Origin of the sequence: Escherichia sp. 10290, assembly GCF_030295155.1 — a bacterium.
Taxonomy (GTDB): Bacteria; Pseudomonadota; Gammaproteobacteria; order Enterobacterales; family Enterobacteriaceae; genus Escherichia; species Escherichia coli_F.
The window spans coordinates 4155062-4169685 of record NZ_AP025741.1; the positions used below are offsets into that span (position 1 = coordinate 4155062).

Consider the following 14624-nt stretch of genomic DNA (forward strand, 5'->3'; position numbering starts at 1 on the left):
AGATTTATGTCAGTTTTGCAAGTGTTACATATTCCGGACGAGCGGCTTCGCAAAGTTGCTAAACCGGTAGAAGAAGTGAATGCAGAAATTCAGCGTATCGTCGATGATATGTTCGAGACGATGTACGCAGAAGAAGGTATTGGCCTGGCGGCAACCCAGGTTGATATCCATCAACGTATCATTGTTATTGATGTTTCGGAAAACCGTGACGAACGGCTGGTGTTAATCAATCCGGAGCTTTTAGAAAAAAGCGGCGAAACAGGCATTGAAGAAGGTTGCCTGTCGATCCCTGAACAACGTGCTTTAGTGCCACGCGCAGAGAAAGTTAAAATTCGCGCCCTGGACCGCGACGGTAAACCATTTGAACTGGAAGCAGACGGTCTGTTAGCCATCTGTATTCAGCATGAGATGGATCACCTGGTCGGCAAACTGTTTATGGATTATCTGTCACCGCTGAAACAACAACGTATTCGTCAGAAAGTTGAAAAACTGGATCGTCTGAAAGCCCGGGCTTAAGGATAAGAATTAACGTGTCAGAATCACTACGTATTATTTTTGCGGGTACACCTGACTTTGCAGCGCGTCATCTCGACGCGCTGTTGTCTTCTGGTCATAACGTCGTTGGCGTGTTCACCCAGCCAGACCGACCGGCAGGACGCGGTAAAAAACTGATGCCCAGCCCGGTTAAAGTTCTGGCTGAGGAAAAAGGTCTGCCCGTTTTTCAACCTGTTTCCCTGCGTCCACAAGAAAACCAGCAACTGGTCGCCGACCTGCAGGCTGATGTTATGGTCGTCGTCGCCTATGGTTTAATTCTGCCGAAAGCTGTGCTGGAGATGCCGCGTCTTGGCTGTATCAACGTTCATGGTTCACTGCTGCCACGCTGGCGCGGTGCTGCACCAATCCAACGCTCACTATGGGCGGGTGATGCAGAAACTGGTGTGACCATTATGCAAATGGATGTTGGTTTAGACACCGGTGACATGCTCTATAAGCTCTCCTGCCCGATTACTGCAGAAGATACCAGTGGTACGCTGTACGACAAGCTGGCAGAGCTTGGCCCACAAGGGCTTATCACCACATTGAAACAACTGGCAGACGGCACGGCGAAACCAGAAGTTCAGGACGAAACTCTTGTCACTTACGCCGAAAAGTTGAGTAAAGAAGAAGCGCGTATTGACTGGTCGCTTTCGGCAGCGCAGCTTGAACGCTGCGTTCGCGCTTTCAATCCATGGCCAATGAGCTGGCTGGAAATTGAAGGACAGCCGGTTAAAGTCTGGAAAGCGTCGGTCATTGATACGGCAACCAACGCTGCACCAGGAACGATCCTTGAAGCCAATAAACAAGGCATTCAGGTTGCGACGGGTGGTGGCATCCTGAACCTGCTCTCGTTACAACCTGCGGGTAAGAAAGCGATGAGCGCGCAAGACCTCCTGAATTCTCGTCGGGAATGGTTTGTTCCGGGCAACCGTCTGGTCTGATAGTCCACTCTTCTAAGCCCGGTCTTGCCGGGCATTTTTATACTTATGAAAAAACAACGTAATTTACGTAGCATGGCGGCACAGGCCGTTGAACAAGTCGTCGAGCAAGGGCAATCATTAAGCAACATTCTGCCACCGCTCCAGCAAAAAGTTTCCGATAAAGACAAAGCACTTCTTCAAGAATTGTGCTTTGGCGTACTGCGTACGCTTTCACAGTTAGACTGGCTGATTAATAAGTTAATGGCCCGTCCGATGACCGGCAAACAGCGCACTGTGCATTACCTGATTATGGTTGGTTTGTATCAACTGCTTTATACCCGCATTCCACCTCATGCTGCGCTGGCTGAAACGGTTGAAGGTGCTGTCGCAATTAAGCGTCCGCAACTTAAAGGGTTGATTAACGGCGTATTACGCCAGTTCCAGCGTCAGCAAGAAGAGTTATTAGCCGAGTTTAATGCCAGTGATGCACGTTATCTGCATCCTTCCTGGTTGCTGAAGCGTCTGCAAAAAGCGTATCCAGAGCAATGGCAATCCATCATTGAAGCCAATAACCAGCGTCCGCCAATGTGGCTGCGCGTTAATCGTACGCATCATTCCCGCGACAGCTGGCTTGCATTGCTGGATGAAGCAGGAATGAAAGGTTTCCCGCATGCGGATTACCCTGATGCTGTACGGCTGGAAACACCTGCACCTGTTCATGTGCTACCAGGTTTTGAAGAAGGATGGGTTACCGTTCAGGATGCATCAGCACAAGGTTGCATGGCCTGGCTTGCGCCACAAAACGGTGAACACATTCTGGATCTTTGCGCTGCCCCCGGCGGTAAAACAACGCATATCCTTGAGGTGGCACCAGAAGCGCAGGTTCTTGCGGTTGATATTGACGAACAGCGCCTCTCTCGCGTTTACGACAATTTAAAACGCCTTGGTATGAAGGCGACCGTGAAACAAGGTGATGGCCGCTACCCTTCCCAATGGTGTGGCGAGCAACAGTTTGATCGCATTTTATTAGATGCGCCTTGTTCAGCAACCGGTGTGATTCGTCGCCATCCGGATATTAAATGGTTACGCCGCGATCGCGATATCCCAGAACTCGCGCAGTTGCAGTCTGAAATTCTCGACGCCATCTGGTCACATTTAAAATCCGGAGGAACCCTGGTCTATGCCACCTGTTCGGTGTTACCGGAAGAGAATAGCCTGCAGATTAAAGCCTTTTTGCAACGTACCGCTGATGCCGAACTTTGCGAAACAGGAACACCAGAGCAACCGGGTAAGCAAAATCTGCCTGGTGCCGAAGAGGGCGACGGCTTCTTTTACGCTAAGCTAATCAAAAAGTGATGAGATAACGGGTCGCGACTGATGAAAATTATCATTCTGGGTGCCGGCCAGGTTGGCGGCACACTGGCGGAAAACCTGGTTGGCGAGAACAACGATATTACTGTTGTCGATACCAACGGTGAGCGTCTGCGGACCTTGCAGGATAAATTTGACCTGCGGGTCGTGCAGGGGCATGGCTCTCATCCACGCGTATTGCGGGAGGCAGGTGCCGACGACGCCGATATGCTGGTTGCTGTAACCAGTTCAGATGAAACCAATATGGTTGCCTGCCAGGTAGCCTACTCACTTTTCAACACCCCTAATCGCATCGCTCGTATCCGCTCACCAGACTACGTGCGCGATGCCGATAAGCTATTTCATTCAGATGCTGTACCGATTGATCATCTGATCGCACCAGAGCAGCTGGTTATCGATAATATTTACCGACTGATTGAGTATCCCGGCGCGCTGCAGGTAGTGAACTTCGCTGAGGGTAAAGTCAGCCTGGCTGTGGTTAAAGCCTATTATGGCGGCCCACTGATTGGTAATGCACTTTCGACCATGCGCGAACATATGCCGCATATCGATACTCGTGTGGCAGCCATTTTCCGCCACGATCGCCCTATTCGTCCGCAAGGTTCGACCATTGTTGAAGCTGGTGATGAAGTGTTCTTTATTGCCGCTTCGCAACACATCCGCGCGGTGATGAGTGAATTGCAACGTCTGGAAAAACCGTATAAGCGGATCATGCTGGTTGGCGGCGGTAATATCGGTGCAGGGCTGGCGCGTCGTCTGGAAAAAGATTACAGCGTTAAACTCATCGAACGTAATCAGCAGCGCGCTGCCGAACTGGCGGAAAAGTTGCAGAATACGATCGTCTTTTTTGGTGATGCGTCGGATCAAGAACTGCTAGCCGAAGAACATATCGATCAAGTTGATCTGTTTATTGCCGTCACCAACGATGACGAAGCCAATATCATGTCCGCCATGCTTGCCAAACGTATGGGTGCGAAAAAGGTGATGGTATTGATCCAGCGTCGCGCTTATGTGGATCTGGTTCAGGGGAGCGTGATCGATATTGCGATTTCACCACAACAAGCAACTATTTCTGCGTTGCTTAGTCACGTGCGAAAAGCCGATATTGTTGGTGTTTCCTCATTGCGCCGCGGTGTTGCAGAAGCTATTGAAGCTGTTGCTCACGGTGATGAAAGCACCTCACGCGTTGTGGGCAGAGTCATTGATGAAATCAAGCTACCACCAGGAACGATTATTGGTGCTGTAGTACGCGGCAATGATGTGATGATTGCCAATGACAATCTGCGTATTGAGCAAGGCGATCATGTAATTATGTTCCTGACGGACAAAAAGTTTATTACCGACGTCGAACGTCTCTTCCAGCCAAGTCCTTTCTTCTTGTAATTAATAAGGCGTCTTCTGGCGCCTTATTATTTCCCTTTTTTTTTCAAGGATTAATTAAATTCATTCCCGGCAGGAAAATAGCTTAACATTTGTTAGACTTATGATTGTCGGCTTTATAGGGAGAATAACATGAGCATTATTAAAGAATTTCGCGAATTTGCAATGCGCGGAAATGTGGTGGATTTGGCAGTGGGTGTCATTATCGGTGCGGCCTTCGGTAAGATTGTCTCTTCACTGGTTGCAGATATCATCATGCCGCCGCTGGGTTTATTAATTGGTGGGATCGACTTTAAACAGTTTGCTGTCACGCTACGCGATGCGCAAGGGGATATCCCAGCAGTCGTTATGCATTACGGTGTCTTCATTCAAAACGTCTTTGATTTTCTGATTGTGGCCTTTGCCATCTTTATGGCGATTAAGCTAATCAATAAACTGAATCGGAAAAAAGAAGAACCAGCAGCTGCACCTGCACCAACTAAAGAAGAAGTATTACTGACCGAGATCCGTGATTTGCTGAAAGAGCAGAATAACCGCTCTTAAAAAGCCCCTGAAAGCAGAAGGCCAGTGGTAAAAAAGTGATTTACGTTCTTGCCACTGGCCTCCCAGTTTCCCCGATTGCCATGTTTTCCTTTTCGCATGTAACTACCTTTCCCCTTCTTATTTTTCTCTACACGCTGTCGGAATAAAGGATCATGTAGCAATGCTTCAATCGCATTATCTTTTATCTGTCCTTTAGTATGCTGATATCGGCTCATAAAAACTCCAATTGGTTATTTAACGGCGCGAGTGTAATCCTGCCAGTGTAAAAAATCAACAGTCACTCTTAACGCCACTCGCCCCTTGTTCAAGAGCTTCAAGAATCGAGCAATAAACACTGCTATGGGCGGTCCCACAACAGGCATCGTTAAGGCGTTGGAGGGAACGCTGCATACTCTGCAACTCGGCTATCCGTGCTTCGACTTCCTGCAATCTTTCCTGCACAATGCCTTTTGACTCCTGACAGGTATGGTGCTCAGGATCGATACGGATCGACAGCAACTCGCGGATCGACTCCAGACTGAAACCAAGTTGTCTGGCATGGCGGATAAATTTCAATCGCTGGAGATCGCTTTCGGTATACAGGCGAAACCCACCTTCGGTACGTACTTCATGCTCCATCATCTGCTGCTTTTCGTAATAACGTATTGTGTCGGGTGTTACTTCCGCCATTTTTGCCAGCTCACCAATGCGATACATACATACTCCACTAGTTATCATTGATTTTATTCAACAACTTGTCAGCATAATCGCCGCGTAAAAAATCGGTACTCAATCCTGCTTGTCGCAGCTTTAACTCCAGTAATGACAATCGACGACTAACCTCTTGATATTGCGGATCATCGTGACAGATACCTTTGAGGATATCCAGAAGCTGTATTGCTTCCCTCCGCTGCTCAAGTTCTGGCGGTAAGCAACCGGCATTCTTCAGCAAGCGATACCCCGCACGTAATTCCGGTGGCACGTGTGAATCATCATCCAGAATCAATGGCTCGCCACTTCCCGGAAGATTATCAAACTCACCTTTGGATTGTGCCTCAGTAATATGACGCTCTGCCCACTGGTCAAGTAACCACATAAATACTCCAGGGGATGAACAAAAAGAGTACAGCTATTGTAGATAAGTGGGGATACTACGGGTATAAAAAAACCCGCCGGGGCGGGTTTTTTTACGTTGCTTCAGATTACTCTGCAGCAGCTTCTGCTTTCTCTGAACGATCAACCAGCTCGATGTAAGCCATCGGCGCGTTGTCGCCTGCACGGAAGCCACACTTCAGAATACGAGTGTAACCACCGGCACGGCTCGCGAAACGCGGGCCCAGTTCGTTAAACAGTTTTGCCACGATCTCGTTATCACGAGTACGGGCGAATGCCAGACGACGATTAGCAACGCTATCAGTCTTGGCAAGAGTAATCAGCGGCTCAACTACGCGGCGCAGCTCTTTCGCTTTAGGCAGAGTCGTCTTGATGATTTCATGACGAACCAGTGAACCTGCCATATTGCGGAACATAGCCTGGCGATGGCTGCTGTTGCGGTTCAGTTGACGACCACTCTTACGATGGCGCATGACCTTATCCTTCTCAGTAAAACCTTAACCTGTGATCTGGTTACTCGTCAGCGATGCTTGCCGGTGGCCAGTTTTCCAGGCGCATGCCCAGAGACAGTCCACGGGAAGCCAGCACGTCTTTAATCTCAGTAAGAGATTTTTTACCAAGGTTAGGCGTTTTAAGGAGCTCAACCTCGGTACGCTGTACCAGATCACCGATATAGTGGATAGCTTCTGCTTTAAGGCAGTTAGCAGAGCGGACAGTCAATTCCAGATCGTCAACAGGGCGCAGCAGGATCGGATCGAACTCTGGTTTCTCTTCTTTCACTTCAGGCTGACGTACATCACGTAAGTCAACGAAAGCTTCCAGTTGTTCAGCCAGAATGGTTGCCGCACGACGAATCGCCTCTTCAGGATCGATTGTGCCGTTGGTTTCCATTTCGATGACCAGCTTGTCCAGGTCGGTACGCTGTTCTACACGCGCTGCTTCAACATTGTAGGCAATACGCTCCACAGGGCTGTAGCATGCGTCGACCAGCAGACGGCCGATTGGGCGCTCATCTTCTTCCGAATGAATTCGGGTAGAAGCCGGCACATAACCACGACCGCGCTGAACTTTGATACGCATGCTAATAGACGCGTTCTCATCGGTCAGGTGGCAGATCACGTGCTGCGGCTTGACGATTTCGACATCACCGTCGTGGGTGATATCGGCTGCAGTCACAGGGCCAATGCCAGATTTATTCAAGGTAAGAATAACTTCATCTTTGCCCTGAACTCTCACCGCCAGCCCTTTCAGGTTGAGCAGGATTTCCAGGATATCTTCCTGAACGCCTTCTTTGGTGCTGTACTCATGTAGTACACCATCAATCTCAACCTCGGTCACCGCGCAACCCGGCATCGATGAGAGCAGAATACGGCGCAGTGCGTTACCCAGAGTATGGCCAAAGCCACGCTCTAAAGGCTCAAGGGTCACCTTGGCGTGCGTCGAACTCACTTGCTCGATATCAACCAGGCGCGGTTTTAGAAACTCTGTCACAGAACCCTGCATTGTGTCCTCTCTTTGGTACTAAGCTTTACTTGGAGTAAAGCTCGACGATCAGGTGTTCGTTAATGTCCGCAGACAGATCAGAACGCTCCGGCTTACGCTTAAACGTACCTTCCATCTTGCCAGCATCAACTTCCAGCCAGGTTGGCTTTTCACGCTGCTCAGCCAGCTCCAGAGCGGCTTTCACGCGAGACTGCTTCTTCGCTTTCTCACGAATGCTTACAACGTCATTCGGACTAACCTGATAAGAAGCGATGTTAACAACACGACCGTTTACCATAATTGCTTTATGGCTAACCAGCTGACGTGCTTCTGCACGAGTGGCACCGAAGCCCATACGGTATACAACGTTGTCCAGACGACCTTCCAGCAGAGCCAACAGGTTTTCACCGGTGTTGCCTTTCAGACGTGCTGCTTCTTTGTAGTAGTTACGGAACTGACGCTCCAGCACACCATAGATACGGCGAACTTTTTGCTTTTCACGCAACTGCACACCATAGTCAGACAGACGCGGTTTACGCGCACCGTGCTGGCCAGGAGCTTGTTCAATTTTACACTTGGTATCGATCGCGCGAACGCCAGACTTAAGGAATAAGTCGGTGCCCTCACGACGGCTCAGCTTGAGCTTAGGACCCAAATATCTTGCCATTTTCTTTCTCCAACAAACCTGGAAAACGAGGCGTTATACGCGACGTTTTTTCGGCGGACGACAACCGTTATGAGGGATCGGAGTCACATCAGTAATGTTAGTGATGCGGAAACCTGCGGCGTTCAGAGCACGAATAGTAGATTCGCGGCCTGGACCCGGACCTTTAACCATAACTTCCAGATTCTTGATGCCGTATTCTTTCACGGCGTCAGCGCAACGCTCTGCTGCAACCTGAGCTGCAAACGGAGTGGATTTGCGAGAACCACGGAAACCGGAACCACCGGCTGTTGCCCAACCCAACGCGTTACCCTGACGATCAGTGATAGTCACGATGGTGTTGTTGAAAGAAGCATGGATATGAGCCACGCCGTCAGAGACTTGTTTTCTTACACGTTTACGTGCACGAATTGGTGCCTTTGCCATTATTCAATCACCCCGATTATTTCTTGATCGGTTTGCGCGGACCCTTACGGGTACGTGCGTTGGTCTTGGTACGCTGACCGCGAACCGGGAGACCACGACGATGACGCAAACCGCGATAGCAACCAAGATCCATCAGGCGCTTGATGCTCATGCTGATTTCACGGCGCAGATCACCTTCAACGACAAATTTGGCAACTTCGTCACGCAGCGTGTCGATTTGTCCTTCAGACAGCTCACTGATCTTAACATCTTCAGCGATACCCGCTGCAGCCAGGATGGCTTTAGAACGGGTCTTGCCGACGCCATAAATCGAAGTTAATGCGATTACGGCATGCTTATGATCAGGAATGTTAATGCCTGCTATACGGGCCACTATGCACTCCTACTATTTAATATGTACGTTCCATGCTGAAAAGCCCGTTTTCAGGATACTCAAATGGAAACGCACAGACATACAAAAGATTGGCTGGCTAATCTAGCCAGCTCAACCCAACTTTGCAAGAAAAATATGCGAAAAAATCAGCCTTGGCGCTGTTTATGCTTCGGCTCGGCACTGCAAATCACACGGATGACACCATCACGCTTAACGATTTTGCAGTTACGGCATAATTTCTTGACGGAAGCACGAACTTTCATTTTTACTCTCCGTAACTTCTCGGGCGACCAATTATCGGCCGTAGCCTTTCAGGTTCGCCTTCTTCAATGCAGACTCATACTGACTGGACATCATCAGAGTTTGCACTTGAGCCATAAAGTCCATAATCACGACAACAACGATAAGCAGTGAGGTCCCACCGAAGTAGAACGGTACTTTCATTGCATCACGCATGAACTCCGGGATCAGGCAGATAAAGGTAATGTACAGCGCACCAACCAGGGTCAGGCGGGTCATTACTTTATCGATATACTTCGCCGTTTGCTCTCCCGGACGAATTCCTGGTACAAATGCACCGGACTTCTTCAGGTTATCTGCTGTTTCACGCGGGTTGAAAACCAACGCCGTGTAGAAGAAACAGAAGAAGATGATTGCAGACGCATAGAGTAACACATAAAGCGGTTGCCCAGGCTGCAAATACAGCGAAATTGTTGTCAGCCAGTTCCAACCAGTACCGCCCCCGAACCATGACGCGATGGTCGCCGGGAACAGAATAATACTGGAAGCGAAGATTGCCGGGATTACCCCCGCCATATTCACTTTCAGCGGTAAATGTGTGCTCTGTGCAGCATAGACACGACGACCTTGCTGACGTTTCGCGTAGTTTACCACAATGCGGCGTTGACCACGCTCAACAAATACAACAAAGAACGTCACTGCAAATACTAATACTGCAACCAACAGCAACACGAGGAAGTGCAGGTCGCCTTGACGCGCTTGCTCGATAGTATGGGCAATGGCTGGCGGGAGTCCCGCGACAATACCGGCGAAGATAATGATTGAAATACCGTTGCCGATACCTCGTTCAGTAATCTGTTCGCCCAACCACATCAGGAACATGGTTCCTGTGACCAGACTTACAACAGCGGTGAAGTAGAATGCAAAGCCCGGGTTAATGACCAGGCCTTGCATACCAGGCATATTCGGCAGACCGGTAGCAATACCGATCGACTGGAATATTGCCAGCACCAGAGTACCGTAGCGGGTGTACTGGCTGATCTTACGACGACCAGACTCCCCTTCTTTCTTAATTTCTGCCAACGTTGGGTGAACCACCGTCAGCAGCTGGATAATGATCGATGCCGAAATATACGGCATGATCCCCAGAGCAAAGATAGAAGCACGGCTGAGAGCACCACCAGAGAACATGTTAAACATTTCAATGATGGTGCCTCGCTGTTGCTCAAGCAGTTTGGCAAGTACAGCGGCATCAATACCAGGGATCGGAATAAAAGAGCCAATACGGAACACAATCAGCGCACCGATAACAAACAACAGTCTGCGTTTCAGCTCGCCTAAGCCACCTTTGGCACTTTGAAAATCTAATCCCGGTTGTTTAGCCATCTGCTACTTATTCCTCGATTTTACCGCCAGCAGCTTCGATAGCAGCACGAGCGCCTTTAGTAACACGCAGGCCACGAACAGTTACCGGAGTAGTTACTTCGCCAGCCAGGATCACTTTCGCGAACTCGATCTGGATACCGATAATGTTAGCCGCTTTCAGCGTGTTCAGGTCTACAACACCGCCTTCTACTTTAGCCAGGTCAGACAGACGAACTTCGGCTGTAATCGCTGCTTTACGAGAAGTGAAGCCGAATTTCGGCAGACGACGGTACAGAGGCATCTGACCACCCTCGAAACCGCGACGTACGCCACCGCCAGAACGAGACTTCTGACCTTTGTGACCACGACCACCGGTTTTACCGAGGCCAGAACCGATACCACGACCCAGGCGTTTACCCGCCTTTTTGGAGCCTTCGGCCGGAGACAGAGTATTTAAACGCATCTCTTACTCCTCAACTTTAACCATGAAGGAAACCGCGTTGATCATACCGCGAATAGCAGGAGTATCCTCGCGCTCTACGGTGTGACCAATACGACGCAGACCCAGGCCAAGCAGCGTTGCCTTGTGTTTCGGCAGACGACCGATTGCACTGCGGGTTTGAGTAATTTTAATAGTCTTTGCCATGGTTTATTTCCCCAGAATTTCTTCAACGGATTTACCACGCTTGGCAGCGACCATTTCTGGAGAATTCATATTTTCCAGGCCATCGATAGTTGCACGAACCACGTTAATCGGGTTGGTGGAACCATACGCTTTAGCCAGAACGTTATGAACCCCAGCGACTTCCAGAACGGCGCGCATTGCACCACCGGCGATGATACCGGTACCTTCGGAAGCCGGCTGCATGAATACGCGAGAACCCGTATGAACACCTTTAACAGGGTGTTGCAGAGTGCCGTTATTCAGCGCGACGTTAATCATATTGCGACGGGCTTTTTCCATCGCTTTCTGGATCGCTGCTGGAACTTCACGCGCTTTACCGTAACCAAAACCAACGCGACCGTTACCATCGCCAACTACAGTCAGAGCTGTGAAGGAGAAAATACGACCACCTTTAACGGTTTTAGATACGCGGTTTACCGCGATCAGCTTTTCCTGCAGTTCGCCAGCTTGTTTTTCGATGTGAGCCATCTTACACCTCTACCTTAGAACTGAAGGCCAGCTTCACGGGCAGCATCTGCCAGTGCCTGGACACGACCATGATATTGGAACCCGGAACGGTCAAAGGATACATCTTTGATGCCTTTTTCCAGAGCGCGTTCAGCGACAGCTTTACCCACAGCTGCAGCCGCGTCTTTGTTACCGGTGTACTTCAGTTGTTCAGCGATAGCTTTTTCTACAGTAGAAGCAGCTACCAGAACTTCAGAACCGTTCGGTGCAATTACCTGTGCGTAAATGTGACGCGGGGTACGATGTACCACCAGGCGAGTTGCGCCCAGCTCCTGGAGCTTGCGGCGTGCGCGGGTCGCACGACGGATACGAGCAGATTTCTTATCCATAGTGTTACCTTACTTCTTCTTAGCCTCTTTGGTACGCACGACTTCGTCGGCGTAACGAACACCCTTGCCTTTGTAAGGCTCAGGACGACGGTAGGCGCGCAGATCCGCTGCAACCTGGCCGATCACCTGCTTATCAGCGCCTTTCAGCACGATTTCAGTCTGAGTCGGACATTCAGCAGTGATACCCGCAGGCAGCTGATGGTCAACAGGATGAGAGAAACCCAGAGACAGGTTAATCACATTGCCTTTAACCGCTGCACGGTAACCTACACCAACCAGCTGCAGCTTCTTAGTGAAGCCTTCGGTAACACCGATAACCATTGAGTTCAGCAGGGCACGCGCGGTACCAGCCTGTGCCCAACCGTCTGCGTAACCATCACGCGGACCGAAGGTCAGGGTATTATCTGCATGTTTAACTTCAACAGCATCGTTGAGAGTACGAGTCAGCTCGCCGTTTTTACCTTTGATCGTAATAACCTGACCGTTGATTTTTACGTCAACGCCGGCAGGAACAACGACCGGTGCTTTAGCAACACGAGACATTTTTTCCTCCGATTAGGCTACGTAGCAGATAATTTCGCCACCAAGACCAGCCTGGCGCGCTGCACGATCAGTCATAACACCTTTAGAGGTAGAAACAACTGCGATACCCAGACCCGCCATAACTTTCGGCAGCTCATCTTTACGTTTATAGATGCGCAGACCTGGGCGGCTGACACGCTGAATGCTTTCTACAACAGCTTTGCCCTGGAAATACTTCAGAGTAAGTTCCAGTTCAGGCTTGGTGTCGCCTTCAACTTTAAAATCTTCAATAAAACCTTCTTCCTTCAGCACGTTGGCGATTGCCACTTTCAGCTTGGAGGAAGGCATGGTGACCGCAGCTTTGTTCGCGGCCTGACCGTTACGGATACGGGTCAGCATATCCGCGATCGGATCTTGCATGCTCATCTGTCTTTACTCCCGTGATTCAATTGGTGACAATTACCAGCTAGCCTTTTTCAGACCCGGGATTTCACCGCGCATAGCGGCTTCACGGACCTTAATACGGCTCAACCCGAACTTCCGCAGGAAACCATGCGGACGACCTGTTTGACGGCAGCGGTTACGCTGACGAGACGGGCTGGAATCACGCGGCAGAGTCTGCAGCTTGAGAACAGCGTTCCAACGATCTTCGTCGGAAGCGTTCACATCAGAGATGATCGCTTTCAGTTCAGCGCGTTTCGCGAAGTATTTATCAGCTAAAGCTACGCGTTTTACTTCGCGTGCTTTCATTGATTGCTTAGCCATTTAGTAACCCTACCTTACTTGCGGAACGGGAAGTCAAAGGCAGCCAGCAGAGCGCGGCCTTCTTCGTCAGATTTCGCAGTAGTGGTAATGGTAATATCCAAACCACGAACGCGGTCGACTTTATCGTAGTCGATTTCTGGGAAGATGATCTGCTCACGGACACCCATGCTGTAGTTACCACGACCGTCGAAAGACTTAGCGGACAGGCCACGGAAGTCACGGATACGAGGTACAGCAATAGTGATCAGGCGCTCAAAGAACTCCCACATGCGTTCGCCACGCAGAGTTACTTTACAGCCGATCGGATAGCCCTGACGGATTTTGAAGCCTGCAACAGATTTGCGTGCTTTGGTGATCAGCGGTTTTTGACCGGAGATTGCTGCCAGGTCTGCTGCTGCGTTATCCAGCAGTTTTTTGTCAGCGATCGCTTCACCAACACCCATGTTCAGGGTGATCTTCTCGACCCGAGGGACTTGCATGACAGAATTGTAGTTAAACTCAGTCATGAGTTTTTTAACTACTTCGTCTTTGTAGTAATCATGCAGTTTCGCCATCGTACTACTCCAAATTACTTGATAGTTTCGCTGTTAGACTTGAAGAAACGGACTTTTTTACCGTCTTCGAATCTAAAGCCTACACGGTCAGCCTTGCCGGTTGCCGCATTGAAGATTGCTACGTTGGAAACCTGAATAGCGGCTTCTTTTTCAACGATGCCACCCGGTTGGTTCAGGGCCGGAACCGGCTTCTGATGTTTCTTAACCAGGTTGATACCTTCAACAATGACCTTGCCGGAAGACAGGACATTCTTAACTTTACCGCGTTTACCTTTATCTTTACCGGTTAACACGATAACTTCGTCATCACGACGGATTTTCGCTGCCATGATTCGCTCCTTAGAGTACTTCTGGTGCCAGAGAGATAATTTTCATGAACTTCTCACTACGAAGCTCACGAGTTACCGGCCCAAAAATACGCGTACCGATAGGCTGCTCGCTGTTGTTGTTCAGAAGAACACAAGCATTACCATCGAAGCGAATGACAGAACCGTCCGGGCGACGAACACCCTTCTTGGTGCGCACCACTACCGCCTTCAGCACATCACCTTTTTTGACCTTACCACGCGGAATTGCTTCTTTGATGGTGATCTTGATGATGTCGCCTACGCCTGCGTAGCGACGGTGCGAGCCACCCAGAACCTTGATACACATTACGCGACGTGCACCGGAGTTGTCGGCGACGTTCAGCATAGTCTGTTCTTGGATCATTTTAGTGCTCCGCTAATGTCAACTACTACTGAGACCCGAAAATCAGGTCGTTAAAAATCCCCATATCGAGGGCGCGGCATTATAACACCGCTTCAAGGATATGGGTAGAAAAAATAAACGGCTCATTTCTGAGCCGTTTATTCGTATCGAGAGAGTGT

25 protein-coding genes are annotated in these 14624 nt (G+C 49.8%); 5 read left to right on the forward strand and 20 right to left on the reverse strand.

The genetic code is table 11. The annotated features are described in order from the left end of the window. Nucleotides 1-6: 6 nt before the first annotated feature. From def to mscL, 5 genes are all read left to right on the forward strand, one after another. Nucleotides 7-516 carry a peptide deformylase gene (gene def / locus QUE74_RS20985; RefSeq protein WP_000114984.1) on the forward strand — a complete coding sequence of 170 codons (510 nt, stop codon included), beginning with the start codon at nucleotides 7-9 and terminating at the stop codon, nucleotides 514-516. A gap of 14 nt (nucleotides 517-530) precedes the next feature. After that, nucleotides 531-1478 (forward strand): methionyl-tRNA formyltransferase, encoded by a 948-nt coding sequence (fmt, locus tag QUE74_RS20990; protein ID WP_000004461.1) that lies wholly within the window; start codon nucleotides 531-533, stop codon nucleotides 1476-1478. A 45-nt stretch (nucleotides 1479-1523) separates the two neighbouring features. Continuing rightward, a complete protein-coding gene (gene rsmB / locus QUE74_RS20995; RefSeq protein ID WP_001354995.1) occupies nucleotides 1524-2813 on the forward strand; it encodes a 16S rRNA (cytosine(967)-C(5))-methyltransferase RsmB in 1290 nt (429 codons plus the stop codon). Between the two features lie 21 nt (nucleotides 2814-2834). After that, on the forward strand, nucleotides 2835-4211 hold the full coding sequence (gene trkA / locus QUE74_RS21000) for a Trk system potassium transporter TrkA (protein ID WP_000691382.1): 1377 nt from the start codon (nucleotides 2835-2837) through the stop codon (nucleotides 4209-4211). 129 nt (nucleotides 4212-4340) lie between these two features. Further along, entirely contained in the window at nucleotides 4341-4751 is a 411-nt protein-coding gene (mscL, locus tag QUE74_RS21005) for a large-conductance mechanosensitive channel protein MscL (protein WP_000022442.1), read from the forward strand. On the opposite strand, the gene arfA is transcribed toward mscL, so the two are convergent. From arfA to rplN, 20 genes are all read right to left on the reverse strand, one after another. Continuing rightward, complete coding sequence (arfA, locus tag QUE74_RS21010; protein ID WP_000092702.1) at nucleotides 4748-4966, reverse strand: alternative ribosome-rescue factor ArfA; 219 nt, start codon at nucleotides 4964-4966, stop codon at nucleotides 4748-4750. The two genes, mscL and arfA, sit on opposite strands and share 4 nt — an antisense overlap. Before the next feature lie 55 nt (nucleotides 4967-5021). After that, nucleotides 5022-5447 carry a Zn(2+)-responsive transcriptional regulator gene (zntR, locus tag QUE74_RS21015; RefSeq protein ID WP_000285606.1) on the reverse strand — a complete coding sequence of 142 codons (426 nt, stop codon included), beginning with the start codon at nucleotides 5445-5447 and terminating at the stop codon, nucleotides 5022-5024. A 10-nt stretch (nucleotides 5448-5457) separates the two neighbouring features. Then, nucleotides 5458-5826 (reverse strand): DnaJ family domain-containing protein, encoded by a 369-nt coding sequence (locus tag QUE74_RS21020; protein WP_000266528.1) that lies wholly within the window; start codon nucleotides 5824-5826, stop codon nucleotides 5458-5460. Nucleotides 5827-5932: 106 nt separating this feature from the next. Continuing rightward, entirely contained in the window at nucleotides 5933-6316 is a 384-nt protein-coding gene (rplQ, locus tag QUE74_RS21025; protein ID WP_001216368.1) for a 50S ribosomal protein L17, read from the reverse strand. Between the two features lie 40 nt (nucleotides 6317-6356). Then, nucleotides 6357-7346, reverse strand: coding sequence for a DNA-directed RNA polymerase subunit alpha (locus tag QUE74_RS21030; protein WP_001162094.1), 990 nt, complete (start codon nucleotides 7344-7346; stop codon nucleotides 6357-6359). A gap of 25 nt (nucleotides 7347-7371) precedes the next feature. Further along, on the reverse strand, nucleotides 7372-7992 hold the full coding sequence (gene rpsD, locus QUE74_RS21035; RefSeq protein ID WP_000135224.1) for a 30S ribosomal protein S4: 621 nt from the start codon (nucleotides 7990-7992) through the stop codon (nucleotides 7372-7374). A gap of 33 nt (nucleotides 7993-8025) precedes the next feature. Next, nucleotides 8026-8415 (reverse strand): 30S ribosomal protein S11, encoded by a 390-nt coding sequence (gene rpsK / locus QUE74_RS21040; RefSeq protein ID WP_001029684.1) that lies wholly within the window; start codon nucleotides 8413-8415, stop codon nucleotides 8026-8028. Nucleotides 8416-8431: 16 nt separating this feature from the next. After that, nucleotides 8432-8788 (reverse strand): 30S ribosomal protein S13, encoded by a 357-nt coding sequence (rpsM, locus tag QUE74_RS21045; RefSeq protein WP_000090775.1) that lies wholly within the window; start codon nucleotides 8786-8788, stop codon nucleotides 8432-8434. A 146-nt stretch (nucleotides 8789-8934) separates the two neighbouring features. Continuing rightward, nucleotides 8935-9051 (reverse strand): 50S ribosomal protein L36, encoded by a 117-nt coding sequence (gene rpmJ, locus QUE74_RS21050; RefSeq protein ID WP_000868187.1) that lies wholly within the window; start codon nucleotides 9049-9051, stop codon nucleotides 8935-8937. A 31-nt stretch (nucleotides 9052-9082) separates the two neighbouring features. Continuing rightward, a complete protein-coding gene (gene secY, locus QUE74_RS21055; RefSeq protein WP_001118861.1) occupies nucleotides 9083-10414 on the reverse strand; it encodes a preprotein translocase subunit SecY in 1332 nt (443 codons plus the stop codon). Nucleotides 10415-10421: 7 nt separating this feature from the next. After that, on the reverse strand, nucleotides 10422-10856 hold the full coding sequence (gene rplO, locus QUE74_RS21060) for a 50S ribosomal protein L15 (RefSeq protein ID WP_001238917.1): 435 nt from the start codon (nucleotides 10854-10856) through the stop codon (nucleotides 10422-10424). A 3-nt stretch (nucleotides 10857-10859) separates the two neighbouring features. Continuing rightward, the gene (rpmD, locus tag QUE74_RS21065) at nucleotides 10860-11039 is read right to left on the reverse strand and encodes a 50S ribosomal protein L30 (protein WP_001140433.1); all 180 of its coding nucleotides are present in this window, start codon (nucleotides 11037-11039) and stop codon (nucleotides 10860-10862) included. Between the two features lie 3 nt (nucleotides 11040-11042). Continuing rightward, nucleotides 11043-11546, reverse strand: a complete 504-nt coding sequence (gene rpsE, locus QUE74_RS21070) for a 30S ribosomal protein S5 (protein WP_000940121.1) — start codon at nucleotides 11544-11546, stop codon at nucleotides 11043-11045. Nucleotides 11547-11560: 14 nt separating this feature from the next. Beyond that, entirely contained in the window at nucleotides 11561-11914 is a 354-nt protein-coding gene (gene rplR, locus QUE74_RS21075; RefSeq protein WP_000358960.1) for a 50S ribosomal protein L18, read from the reverse strand. A 9-nt stretch (nucleotides 11915-11923) separates the two neighbouring features. Next, nucleotides 11924-12457: a 50S ribosomal protein L6 gene (gene rplF, locus QUE74_RS21080; protein WP_000091945.1), complete on the reverse strand. Its 534-nt coding sequence runs from the start codon at nucleotides 12455-12457 to the stop codon at nucleotides 11924-11926. 12 nt (nucleotides 12458-12469) lie between these two features. Next, the gene (gene rpsH, locus QUE74_RS21085) at nucleotides 12470-12862 is read right to left on the reverse strand and encodes a 30S ribosomal protein S8 (RefSeq protein WP_000062611.1); all 393 of its coding nucleotides are present in this window, start codon (nucleotides 12860-12862) and stop codon (nucleotides 12470-12472) included. Between the two features lie 33 nt (nucleotides 12863-12895). Next, nucleotides 12896-13201, reverse strand: coding sequence for a 30S ribosomal protein S14 (gene rpsN / locus QUE74_RS21090; protein WP_001118930.1), 306 nt, complete (start codon nucleotides 13199-13201; stop codon nucleotides 12896-12898). A 14-nt stretch (nucleotides 13202-13215) separates the two neighbouring features. Further along, complete coding sequence (gene rplE / locus QUE74_RS21095; RefSeq protein WP_001096200.1) at nucleotides 13216-13755, reverse strand: 50S ribosomal protein L5; 540 nt, start codon at nucleotides 13753-13755, stop codon at nucleotides 13216-13218. A gap of 14 nt (nucleotides 13756-13769) precedes the next feature. Further along, nucleotides 13770-14084, reverse strand: a complete 315-nt coding sequence (gene rplX, locus QUE74_RS21100; RefSeq protein WP_000729185.1) for a 50S ribosomal protein L24 — start codon at nucleotides 14082-14084, stop codon at nucleotides 13770-13772. Nucleotides 14085-14094: 10 nt separating this feature from the next. Next, the gene (rplN, locus tag QUE74_RS21105; protein ID WP_000613955.1) at nucleotides 14095-14466 is read right to left on the reverse strand and encodes a 50S ribosomal protein L14; all 372 of its coding nucleotides are present in this window, start codon (nucleotides 14464-14466) and stop codon (nucleotides 14095-14097) included. Between the last annotated feature and the right edge of the window lie 158 nt (nucleotides 14467-14624).

Excerpts from the sequence above, each read along its gene's own strand:
- zntR (WP_000285606.1), bottom strand. The coding sequence starts at position 5,447 with ATGTATCGCATTGGTGAGCTGGCAAAAATGGCGGAAGTAACACCCGAC.
- rpsK (WP_001029684.1), bottom strand. The coding sequence starts at position 8,415 with ATGGCAAAGGCACCAATTCGTGCACGTAAACGTGTAAGAAAACAAGTC.
- rsmB (WP_001354995.1), top strand. The coding sequence starts at position 1,524 with ATGAAAAAACAACGTAATTTACGTAGCATGGCGGCACAGGCCGTTGAA.
- rplR (WP_000358960.1), bottom strand. The coding sequence starts at position 11,914 with ATGGATAAGAAATCTGCTCGTATCCGTCGTGCGACCCGCGCACGCCGC.
- rpsD (WP_000135224.1), bottom strand. The coding sequence starts at position 7,992 with ATGGCAAGATATTTGGGTCCTAAGCTCAAGCTGAGCCGTCGTGAGGGC.
- rplN (WP_000613955.1), bottom strand. The coding sequence starts at position 14,466 with ATGATCCAAGAACAGACTATGCTGAACGTCGCCGACAACTCCGGTGCA.
- QUE74_RS21030 (WP_001162094.1), bottom strand. The coding sequence starts at position 7,346 with ATGCAGGGTTCTGTGACAGAGTTTCTAAAACCGCGCCTGGTTGATATC.
- mscL (WP_000022442.1), top strand. The coding sequence starts at position 4,341 with ATGAGCATTATTAAAGAATTTCGCGAATTTGCAATGCGCGGAAATGTG.
- def (WP_000114984.1), top strand. The coding sequence starts at position 7 with ATGTCAGTTTTGCAAGTGTTACATATTCCGGACGAGCGGCTTCGCAAA.
- rpmJ (WP_000868187.1), bottom strand. The coding sequence starts at position 9,051 with ATGAAAGTTCGTGCTTCCGTCAAGAAATTATGCCGTAACTGCAAAATC.
- rplQ (WP_001216368.1), bottom strand. The coding sequence starts at position 6,316 with ATGCGCCATCGTAAGAGTGGTCGTCAACTGAACCGCAACAGCAGCCAT.
- rplE (WP_001096200.1), bottom strand. The coding sequence starts at position 13,755 with ATGGCGAAACTGCATGATTACTACAAAGACGAAGTAGTTAAAAAACTC.
- rpmD (WP_001140433.1), bottom strand. The coding sequence starts at position 11,039 with ATGGCAAAGACTATTAAAATTACTCAAACCCGCAGTGCAATCGGTCGT.
- secY (WP_001118861.1), bottom strand. The coding sequence starts at position 10,414 with ATGGCTAAACAACCGGGATTAGATTTTCAAAGTGCCAAAGGTGGCTTA.
- rplO (WP_001238917.1), bottom strand. The coding sequence starts at position 10,856 with ATGCGTTTAAATACTCTGTCTCCGGCCGAAGGCTCCAAAAAGGCGGGT.
- rpsN (WP_001118930.1), bottom strand. The coding sequence starts at position 13,201 with ATGGCTAAGCAATCAATGAAAGCACGCGAAGTAAAACGCGTAGCTTTA.
- rplX (WP_000729185.1), bottom strand. The coding sequence starts at position 14,084 with ATGGCAGCGAAAATCCGTCGTGATGACGAAGTTATCGTGTTAACCGGT.
- rpsE (WP_000940121.1), bottom strand. The coding sequence starts at position 11,546 with ATGGCTCACATCGAAAAACAAGCTGGCGAACTGCAGGAAAAGCTGATC.
- rplF (WP_000091945.1), bottom strand. The coding sequence starts at position 12,457 with ATGTCTCGTGTTGCTAAAGCACCGGTCGTTGTTCCTGCCGGCGTTGAC.
- arfA (WP_000092702.1), bottom strand. The coding sequence starts at position 4,966 with ATGAGCCGATATCAGCATACTAAAGGACAGATAAAAGATAATGCGATT.
- QUE74_RS21020 (WP_000266528.1), bottom strand. The coding sequence starts at position 5,826 with ATGTGGTTACTTGACCAGTGGGCAGAGCGTCATATTACTGAGGCACAA.
- trkA (WP_000691382.1), top strand. The coding sequence starts at position 2,835 with ATGAAAATTATCATTCTGGGTGCCGGCCAGGTTGGCGGCACACTGGCG.
- rpsH (WP_000062611.1), bottom strand. The coding sequence starts at position 12,862 with ATGAGCATGCAAGATCCGATCGCGGATATGCTGACCCGTATCCGTAAC.